Source organism: Streptomyces sp. NPDC058534 (genome assembly GCF_042717365.1).
GTDB lineage: Bacteria > Actinomycetota > Actinomycetes > Streptomycetales > Streptomycetaceae > Streptomyces.
The window spans coordinates 68,470-77,144 of sequence record NZ_JBHXNW010000037.1; the positions used below are offsets into that span (position 1 = coordinate 68,470).

General features: G+C 71.2%; 9 protein-coding genes. 6 read left to right on the forward strand and 3 right to left on the reverse strand.

Features of this window, described 5'->3' with window-relative positions; genetic code table 11:
- Positions 1 to 15: 15 nt before the first annotated feature.
- Positions 16 to 1,062 carry a zinc-binding alcohol dehydrogenase gene (locus ACFWR9_RS22975; RefSeq protein ID WP_383845183.1) on the reverse strand — a complete coding sequence of 349 codons (1,047 nt, stop codon included), beginning with the start codon at positions 1,060 to 1,062 and terminating at the stop codon, positions 16 to 18.
- Positions 1,063 to 1,232: 170 nt separating this feature from the next.
- Between ACFWR9_RS22975 and ACFWR9_RS22980 the strand changes: the two genes are divergently transcribed.
- The 5 genes from ACFWR9_RS22980 to ACFWR9_RS23000 all read left to right on the forward strand — a co-directional run bounded on the left by ACFWR9_RS22980 (position 1,233) and on the right by ACFWR9_RS23000 (position 6,742).
- On the forward strand, positions 1,233 to 2,636 hold the full coding sequence (locus ACFWR9_RS22980) for an ABC transporter substrate-binding protein (protein WP_383845158.1): 1,404 nt from the start codon (positions 1,233 to 1,235) through the stop codon (positions 2,634 to 2,636).
- 30 nt (positions 2,637 to 2,666) lie between these two features.
- On the forward strand, positions 2,667 to 3,686 hold the full coding sequence (locus tag ACFWR9_RS22985) for a carbohydrate ABC transporter permease (RefSeq protein ID WP_383845160.1): 1,020 nt from the start codon (positions 2,667 to 2,669) through the stop codon (positions 3,684 to 3,686).
- Positions 3,683 to 4,567, forward strand: a complete 885-nt coding sequence (locus ACFWR9_RS22990) for a carbohydrate ABC transporter permease (RefSeq protein WP_383845162.1) — start codon at positions 3,683 to 3,685, stop codon at positions 4,565 to 4,567. The genes ACFWR9_RS22985 and ACFWR9_RS22990 overlap by 4 nt, the downstream gene beginning before the upstream one ends.
- An 18-nt stretch (positions 4,568 to 4,585) precedes the next feature.
- Entirely contained in the window at positions 4,586 to 5,785 is a 1,200-nt protein-coding gene (locus tag ACFWR9_RS22995) for an ROK family protein (protein WP_383845185.1), read from the forward strand.
- A 63-nt stretch (positions 5,786 to 5,848) separates the two neighbouring features.
- Positions 5,849 to 6,742: a Gfo/Idh/MocA family protein gene (locus tag ACFWR9_RS23000; protein ID WP_383845164.1), complete on the forward strand. Its 894-nt coding sequence runs from the start codon at positions 5,849 to 5,851 to the stop codon at positions 6,740 to 6,742.
- 52 nt (positions 6,743 to 6,794) lie between these two features.
- Here the strand turns inward: ACFWR9_RS23000 and ACFWR9_RS23005 are convergent, their stop codons facing one another.
- Together ACFWR9_RS23005 and ACFWR9_RS23010 are read right to left on the reverse strand one after the other, a co-directional pair.
- Positions 6,795 to 7,202, reverse strand: coding sequence for a RidA family protein (locus ACFWR9_RS23005; RefSeq protein WP_383845166.1), 408 nt, complete (start codon positions 7,200 to 7,202; stop codon positions 6,795 to 6,797).
- A gap of 120 nt (positions 7,203 to 7,322) precedes the next feature.
- Positions 7,323 to 7,790, reverse strand: coding sequence for a GtrA family protein (locus ACFWR9_RS23010; protein WP_383845168.1), 468 nt, complete (start codon positions 7,788 to 7,790; stop codon positions 7,323 to 7,325).
- A 195-nt stretch (positions 7,791 to 7,985) separates the two neighbouring features.
- On the opposite strand from ACFWR9_RS23010, the gene ACFWR9_RS23015 reads away from it, so the two are divergent.
- Positions 7,986 to 8,561, forward strand: a complete 576-nt coding sequence (locus tag ACFWR9_RS23015; protein WP_383845170.1) for a tellurite resistance TerB family protein — start codon at positions 7,986 to 7,988, stop codon at positions 8,559 to 8,561.
- The last annotated feature ends 114 nt before the right edge of the window (positions 8,562 to 8,675 follow it).

Sequence of the window (8,675 nt, forward strand, 5' to 3'; positions counted from 1 at the left end):
TCAGAAAATCCGGTCTCAGAATTCCAGGACGACCTGCAGCGCCTCGGCGGGCCGCTCGTCCAGCAGTACGTAGGCGTCGGCCGCGTCGGCGACGGGGACGACGTGGCTCACCAGGGCGTCGACGTCGACCTGGCCCTCGGCGACCAGGCGCAGGAAGGTCTGCTGGAGGCGTTCGACGGTCCAGCGGTTGGACAGCTGCGGGGGGACGCCGCCGATCTGGGAGCAGATCAGCTGGACCCGGTTGTGGTGGAACTCGTCGCCGAGGCGCAGGCCGATGCCGTCGCCCTGGTAGAAGCCGGAGGCCACCACGCGGCCGCCGGCGGCGACCGAGCGCAGCGCCTCGTGCAGGGCCGGGTAGGCGCCGCTGATCTCGATGGCGAGGTCGGCGCCGAGGCCGCCGGTGGCCTCGCGGACGCGTTCGGCGACGGCGTCGGTGCGGGCGTTGAGGGTGTGCTGGGCGCCGTACCGCTTCGCGGTCTCCAGGCGGCCGTCGAGGGCGTCCACGGCGGTGACGCGGGCGCCGCTGAGCCGGGCGAGCCGGGTGGTGAGCAGGCCGATGACGCCCTGCCCGAACACCGCGACGTCCTCGCCGAGGTGGATGTCACCGGCCAGGACGGCGTTGTACGCGATGGCGCCGACCCGGGCGAAGGCCCCGGCCAGCGGTTCGAGGCCGGTCGGGAGGGTGTGGCCGATCATGCGCTCGGCGGGGACGATGCCCTCGCTGCGGTGGCCCCAGATGCCCCACACCAGGTCGCCGGGGACCGGCAGGCCGGGGGTGCCGGCCAGCTCCGGGGAGACCTCGACGACCTCGCCGACCTCGGAGTAGCCCCAGCCGGCGACCGGGTACTCGATGCCGGGCGCGCCGTCGCGGAAGAGCCGCGCCTCGGCGTCCCAGGTCCGGGTCAGGTACGGGTTGGTGCCGCGGTAGGCGGTGAGTTCGGTGCCCGCCGAGATGCCCGAGTACCGGGTGCGGACCCGCAGGTGGCCGGGCGGCAGTTCGGCCCTGACGTGCTCGGCGACCTCGACCTGGCGGGGGCCGGTGAACTGGACGACGCGCTCCACGGACGGCACGGGCGACGCTGCTGACTTCGGCGACACGGATGACACGGAGGGCTCCGGAAGGGTTGCTGATGCGGTTGCGTCGACAATATCCGCAACTTATGTCTTGTCAACAAGCAAAAGTGATGCTGTGATGCGTGGCGAGCAGACGTAAGCCGGAACGAGGACACTCAATGCGCATCAGGACCCTGCGGTCGAGGACGACCGCGGTCGGCGTCACGGCGGCCCTGGGAGCAGTGCTGCTCTCGGGCTGCGCGGGCAGCACCGGGCCCGGCAAACCGGACCGTGAGATCACGGTCTGGTCCCAGGAGAACCTCCCCGACCGTGTCGCGGCGACGCGGAAGGTCATCGACGGGTTCGAGAAGAAGACCGGGATCAAGGTCAAACTCGTCGGGGTCGACGAGGCCCAGATGCCGCAGCTGATCATGTCGGCGGCGGCCTCGGGCACCATGCCCGACGTCATCGGCGCCGCCCCCATGGGCCAGGTCTGGCAGATGTACACCAACGGCCTGCTGAACACCGACATCCCGAAGCGGATCGTCGGCGAACTCGGCCGGGACACGTTCAACGCCAACGCGCTGGAGCTGACCTCCGACGGCGCCACCAGCCTCGGCGTGCCCTCCGACGCCTGGCTCCAGCTGCTGGTCTACCGCAAGGACCAGCTGGCGCAGAAGGGCCTGCCGGTTCCCGACACGTACGCGAAGACGCTGGCCGCCGCCAAGGCGCTGACCACCAGGGGCCACGACGGCATCTCGGCGGCCACCGACCCCAGCGACGTCTTCACCTCGCAGAGCTTCGAGAGCGTCGCCCTCGCCAACGACTGCCAACTGGTCGACGACCGGCACGAGGTCGCCCTCGACTCCCCGGAGTGCGAGACCGCCTTCCGCACCTACGACCAGCTGGCCCGCGGCTACGGGCCGCCCGGCACCCAGACCGTGGACTCCACCCGGGCCACCTACTTCGCCGGGCGCTCCTCGATGGTCGTCTGGTCCTCGTTCCTGCTCGACGAACTCGCCGGCCTGCGCAAGGACGCCCTGCCCAGCTGCCCCCAGTGCGCGAAGGACCCCCAGTACCTGTCGGACAACAGCGGCATCGTCACCGCGATGAAGGGCCCCGACGCCAAGGAGGCGGCCCAGTTCGGCGAGATCACGTCCTGGGTGACCACCAAGACGGCCGAGACCGCGGCGTCCCGCGAGTTCATCGAGTACATGATGGGCACCGGCTACGAGTCCTGGTTCGGCATGGCGCCCGAGGGCAAGATCCCGGTCCGCAAGGGCACGACCGCCGACCCCGGGCGCTACCTCGAATCCTGGCGCCACAGCGAGATCGGCGTCGACACCCGCAAGCCGCTGGACGAGGTCTTCCCCGACAGCCTGCTGGACCAGCTCGCCGACGGCGTCAGCAACATGCGCCGCTGGGGCATCACCCAGGGCGAGGGAGCCCTGGTCGGCGCCACCAACGGCGAACTGCCCGTACCGAAGGCGGTCGGCGCCATGACCAGCGGCCAGAGCTCGCCGTCCGAGGCGGCACGCGACGCCGACGAAGAGGTCGCCGCCCTCAAGAAGTCCTTGCAGTAGCCGCCCGCCTGCACCTCACGAAGGTCCCTCATGACTACAGCTCCAGCCGGCGCACCGCAGCGCCGGGACACCAGCCCCCGGTCCACCGACCGGTCCGCCCCGTCGGGCCGCCGGCCGATGACCGCCAGCCGGCGGGCCAACCGGGCGGGACTCGCGTTCGTCTCCCCCACCTTCCTCGTGGTCCTCGTGGTGGTCGTGCTGCCCATCGCCTGGACCGTGCTGCTCGCCTTCCAGAAGGCCCGGCTCGTCGACATCCAGGGCATGAGCCTGTTCGGAAACTGGTCCCTGGACAACTTCGCGCAGGTCTTCGACTCGGCCGGCTTCTGGTCCAGCCTGGGTACCACCCTGCTGTACACGGCGGGCTCCACGCTCGGCTCCGTCGTCCTCGGCCTGATCGCGGCGCTCGCGCTGCGCAAGCCGTTCAAGGGCCGCGGGCTGCTGCGCGCGGCGATGCTGCTGCCGTACGTCGCGCCCGTCGTCGCCGTGGCCTTCGTCTGGGAGGTCGCGCTCAGCCCGCAGTACGGCGTGGTCAACGACTGGGGCAAGCGGCTGTTCGGCTGGGACGACCCGATCGCCTTCCTGTCGACCCGGGAGTACGAAGTCCATCTCCTGGGCCTGCACTTCGACATTCCGCTGGCGCTGCTGACCGTCATCGTCTTCGAGTGCTGGCGCTACTTCCCGTTCGCGTTCCTGTTCATCCTGGCGCGGCTGCAGGCGGTGCCCGACACCCTGGAGGAGGCGGCGCTGGTCGACGGGGCCACCCCGACCCAGCGGTTCCGGCACGTGCTGCTGCCCCAGCTGATGCCGGTCATCGCGCTGCTGTGCGTCCTGCGGTTCATCATGACGTTCAACAAGTTCGACGACGTCTACCTGCTCACCGGGGGCGGCGCCGGCACCGACGTGGCCGCCGTGCGCGTCTACGACTTCCTCACCGCCCGCTACGACGTGGGAGCCGCGGCCGCCCAGGCGCTCGTCCTGGCCGTCTCGCTGATGATCCTGCTGGGCTTCTACTTCAAGTTCTTCGGCAACAAGGTCCAGGAGGAAGCGTGACGCGCAAGGCGGCCCTGTCCCGGGCCCAGTTCGAGGAGCGGTTCTTCGGTGTACTGCGCTGGTTCGTCATCGCGTTCCTCGCCGTGATCACCCTGCTGCCGTTCTACTACATGGTGCTGCTGTCGCTGAAGCCCATCGACGCGCTCCTGCTCGACCCCGGATCCCTGTGGATCTCGGCGAAGGACTTCACCCTCTCCACCTACCAGGACGTGCTGCGCTCCACCGACGACGGCGGGCAGGGCTTCCTGAAGTTCCTGCGCAACTCCGCGCTGGTCTCCCTCGGCACGGTGGTGCTCACCCTGGTGGCGGCGGTGCCCGGGGCCTACGCGATCAGCCGGCTGAAGTTCTTCGGCCACCGCCAGGTCAGCGCGCTCTTCCTGGCCGTCTACCTGTTCCCGGCGACGCTGCTGGCCGTCCCGCTTTTCGTCATCTTCGCCCGGATCGGCCTCTCCTCCAGCCTGGTCGGCCTGGCCATCGTCTACGTCGCCCAGACCGTGCCGGTGTCGATCTACATGCTGAAGAACTACCTCGTCACCATCCCGGCCTCGATCGAGGAGGCGGCGGCGCTCGACGGCTGCTCGCGGCTCCAGACCGTCCGCAAGGTGATCCTGCCGCTCGCCCTGCCCTCCCTGATGGCGACCGGTCTTTACGTCTTCATGATCGCCTGGAACGAGTTCCTCTTCGCGCTGCTGTTCCTGGCCGCCGACCCCGGCCAGTGGACCGTCTCCCTGGGACTGGCCCAGCTGTCCAACGGCATCGAGGTGCCCAAGACCGTCCTCATGGCCGGTTCCGTGGTGCTGACGATCCCCGTGGTACTTCTGTTCTTCGCCGCCGAACGCCTGCTCACCGAGGGGCTGACCAGCGGCGCCGACAAGAGCTGAGCCGTGGGGGACTCCATGATGACGTCAAGTCAGGCCAGCGCGGGTGCGCTGCTGCAGCTGATCCGCAGCGGCCGCGCCAACACCCGCGCCGACCTCCAGCAGGCGACCGGGCTGTCCCGCTCGACCGTCGGACAGCGCCTCGACCTGCTCAACCGCGCGGGGTGGCTGCGCCACGCCACGGGCAGCTCCACCGGCGGCCGCCCCTCCCACCGGATCGTGTTCGAACCGGGCCACGCCTCGGTGATCGCCTTCGACCTGGAGACCCGGCACGCCCGGGCCGCCGTGCTCGACCTGGCGGGCACCATCCTGGCCGAGCACACCGGTCCGCTGGACGTCGCCGAAGGGCCCGAACACGTCCTGGACCGGCTGGCCGAGTGGTTCCCGGACCTGATCGCGGCGGCCGGGATCCCGGCCTCCCACGTGGCGGGCATCGGACTGTCCGTGCCGGGCCCCGTCGACTGGGAGTCCGGGCAGGTGATCGAGCCGCCGATCATGCCGGGCTGGGACCGGTACCTCATCAGGGAACGGCTCCAGAAGGCGTACGCCGCGAAGACGGGCCTGGATCCGGCGGCACACGCGGTTCCGGTGCTCGTGGACAACGACGCCAACCTGATGGCGCTGGCCGAGTACCAGGCCAACCACCGGGACTGCGCCTCGTTCGTCCTGCTGAAGGTGTCCACCGGCATCGGCGCGGGGGTCGTCATCGGGGACAGCCTCTACCGCGGTATCGACGGCGGCGCCGGCGACATCGGACACATCCGGCTGCACGACCGGTCCGACGCGCTGTGCATGTGCGGCTCCCACGGCTGCCTGGCGGCCGTCGCCAGTGGCAGGGCGATCGCGAAGGAGCTGTCCGCCCTCGGCCTCGACACCACGTCCGGCCGGGACGTACGGCGGCTGCTCAACGAGGGGCATCCGGACGCGGTCCGGCTGGCCCGGGAGGCGGGACGGCGGGTGGGCGAGGTCCTGGTGACCGTCGTGACCCTGCTCAATCCCGGGGTGCTCATGATCGCCGGTGAGCTGTCCGGGGTGCCCTTCCTGACGGGGGTGCGGGAGCTGGTCTACCAGCGGGCCATGCCCCGCGCCACGGCCAACCTCCAGGTCGTCACCTCACGGCTCGGCGACCGCGCGGGGCTCGTCGGAGCCGCCGCCATGGTCGTGGAGCACCTCTACTCCCCCGCCGGCGCCGACGCCCGGCTCGACCGCCTCGCACCGTGACCACGGCGCCGTGACCACCGCGCGGTGCCACCGTGTGCCGTGCCACCCGAAGACAGGAACACCGTGAACGCCGTCCCCGCCCCCTGGACCGACCGGCCCGTCGAGGTCGGGCTCGTGGGCGCCGGCCCCTGGGCCCGCGCCATGCACGCCCGGGTGCTCGCCGCCGGGCCCGAGACCCGGCTCGCCGCGGTCTGGGCCCGCCGCACCGAGGCGGCCCGGGAGGCCGCCGCGCCCTACGCCGCCCATGTCGCCGCCGGTTTCGAGGAGTTGCTGGACCACTGCGAGGCCGTGGCGTTCGCCGTGCCGCCCGCCGTCCAGGCCGAGCTGGCGCCCCTGGCGGCGAAACGGGGCAAGGCCCTGCTGCTGGAGAAGCCGCTCGGCCCCGACCTGTCCGCGGCCCACCGGGTCGCCGACGCCGTCGCCGAGGCCGGTGTCGTCTCCCAGCTGGTGCTGACCAAGCGCTACCACCCGGCCACCCGCGCCTTCCTGGAAGCCGCGCGTTCCTTCGAGGCGACCGGGGCACGCTCCTGCTACCTCCACGGTGCCTTCCTGAAGGGCGAGTTCGCCACCGGCTGGCGCCTCGAACACGGCGCCCTGCTCGACCTCGGCCCCCACCTCCTCGACCTGCTGGACGCCTCGGTCGGCCCCATCACGTCCCTCCGCGCCACCGGCGACCCGCGCCGCTGGACCGAGTTGACCTGCACGCACGAGAACGGCGCCGCCAGCCAGGCCTCCCTGTCCGGCTCGGTGGCCGTCCCCCACGCGCTCACCCGCGTCGAACTGTTCGGCCCGGACCTGCCGCTGGTCTACGACACGGCGGGCATCGACCACGAGGAGTGCTGGCCGATCCTGCGTCACGACTTCGCCACGGCGGTCCGCACCGGTACGCCGACCCCGGTGGACGCCCGGCGCGGGCTGTACCTGCAGGGCCTGCTGGACCGGGTCACGTACGACTGAGCGGTCACGTCACTCGGCCGGCCCACCCCTCTTCAGTCGACTTCAGTCGTCTTCAGTCGACGACCGCGGTGGCCTCGACCTCGACCAAGTGCTCGGGCACGTCCAGCGCCGCGACGCCCAGCAGCGTGGCCGGCGCGGCCGGGGCCACGCCCAGCCTGGCGGAGGCCCGGGCGATGCCCTCAAGGAGCAGGGGCATCTTGTCGGGGGTCCAGTCGACGACATGGACGTTCAGTTTCGCCACGTCGGCGAAGGTGGCACCGGCCGCGGCGAGGGCGGTGCCGACGTTGACGTAGCACTGCTCCACCTGCGCGGCGAGGTCGCCTTCACCGACGGTGACGCCGTCGGCGTCCCAGGCGACCTGGCCGGCGACGAACACCAGCCTCGTTCCGGAGGCGATCGACACCTGCCGGTAGACGTCGATCTCCGGCAGGCCTGCGGGGTTCACCAGAGTAATGGCCATGACTGCTGTCTCCTTGCCCGTGTGCTCTCCAGCGGTTACTCGGGGACCGTAGGAGAGTGACCCCTGACATGGAAGAACGCACTTTTCGGTGACCAGGGAACCTGTTGGTGACCCAGCAGCTCAGCGGCGGGCACGGCCCCGGAAGACGGCGAGTCGCAGCACCAGGAAGCGCACGACGGTGACGACGACGGACGTGGCGGCGAGGACCACGGTCTCCGCGGCGGGCGAGGCGCCGGGCCGCTCGTGCCGGAACCAGAGCACCGCGCCGGAGGTGACCAGGTAGCCGAGCAGGAAGAGCCCGCCGGCCCCCAGATGGGCACGGACCGGCCCGGCGTCGGCGTGCCGGAACGTCAGCCGCCGGTTGGCCTCGGTGTTCAGCACGGTGAGGACCAGCAGCGAGACCAGGTTGGCGGCGGCCGGGGGCCACCAGAGGCGCAGCGCCCAGTACAACGACGCCTGTCCGGCGGTCGAGACGACGCCGATCGCGACGAACCAGCCGACCTCGCGCGACCACACCGTCGCCCGGGCGGCGCGAACACGGGGCGGTCCGGCGGCCTCGGCGACCGACGACCCCTTCAGCCGAGCCACACCCGACGCCTCCACCCGGCCGACCGAAACGGCAACTCCTGGTCGCGCAGCCTACTACGGCACCGGTAGGCTCTTTGCTCTGTCTTTGCCTTCCGGGAACCCTGTGGTCCCGGGGGGCGTTGATCCTGATGGCCGCGAGAGATCGCGGCCGGGAACCATGACCGACAAGCAGCAACAGAAGCCGAGGTGGCACGAGTGGCGATGTGGGACAAGATCAAGGACCAGGCCAAGACCTTCCAGCAGTCCCAGGGCACTCGGGGAGCGACCGGATCGGGGCACGGGGCGCAGGGGCACCAGCAGACCGGCGGGACGGGCTCGTCCTCCGGCGGCTCCAAGGCCCAGCTGATGGGGATGTTCAAGTCCCAGCTCGCCTCGGTCAAGACCGAACTCAAGAGCGGCTCCTACCGGGACGCGAGCATGGCCATGTGCGCCCTGGTCGCCGCGGCCGACGGACAGGTGGAGCCGGCGGAGCGGCAGCGCGTGGAGGAGCTGATCGTCTCCAACGAGGTGCTGCAGAACTTCCCGGCGGACCAGCTCCGCCAGCGGTTCAACCAGCACGTGGACAAGCTTCTGGCCAACTTCCAGCTGGGCAAGACCGAGGCGCTCCAGGTGATCGCCAAGGCCGCCAAGAAGCCACAGGAGGCGCGTGCGGTCGTCCAGACCGGCATGGTCGTGGCCGGGGCCGACGGCGTCTTCGAGCCGTCCGAGCAGCAGGCGATCCGCGAGGCCTGCACCGCGCTGGGCATCTCGCCGACGGAGTTCGGCGTCTGATCACCCGTCGGACCGGCGCCGGTGCGCCGCGACTCGCTCCCGCGTCGCACAGCGACGTGAGCAGTAGCGGCGCGCCGGGCCGCCGCCCAGTGTTAAGCAGGCGGCGGCGAGCCC

Coding starts and splice junctions, on each gene's coding strand:
- ACFWR9_RS22980 (WP_383845158.1), top strand. CDS start 1,233: ATGCGCATCAGGACCCTGCGGTCGAGGACGACCGCGGTCGGCGTCACG.
- ACFWR9_RS22985 (WP_383845160.1), top strand. CDS start 2,667: ATGACTACAGCTCCAGCCGGCGCACCGCAGCGCCGGGACACCAGCCCC.
- ACFWR9_RS22995 (WP_383845185.1), top strand. CDS start 4,586: ATGACGTCAAGTCAGGCCAGCGCGGGTGCGCTGCTGCAGCTGATCCGC.
- ACFWR9_RS23005 (WP_383845166.1), bottom strand. CDS start 7,202: ATGGCCATTACTCTGGTGAACCCCGCAGGCCTGCCGGAGATCGACGTC.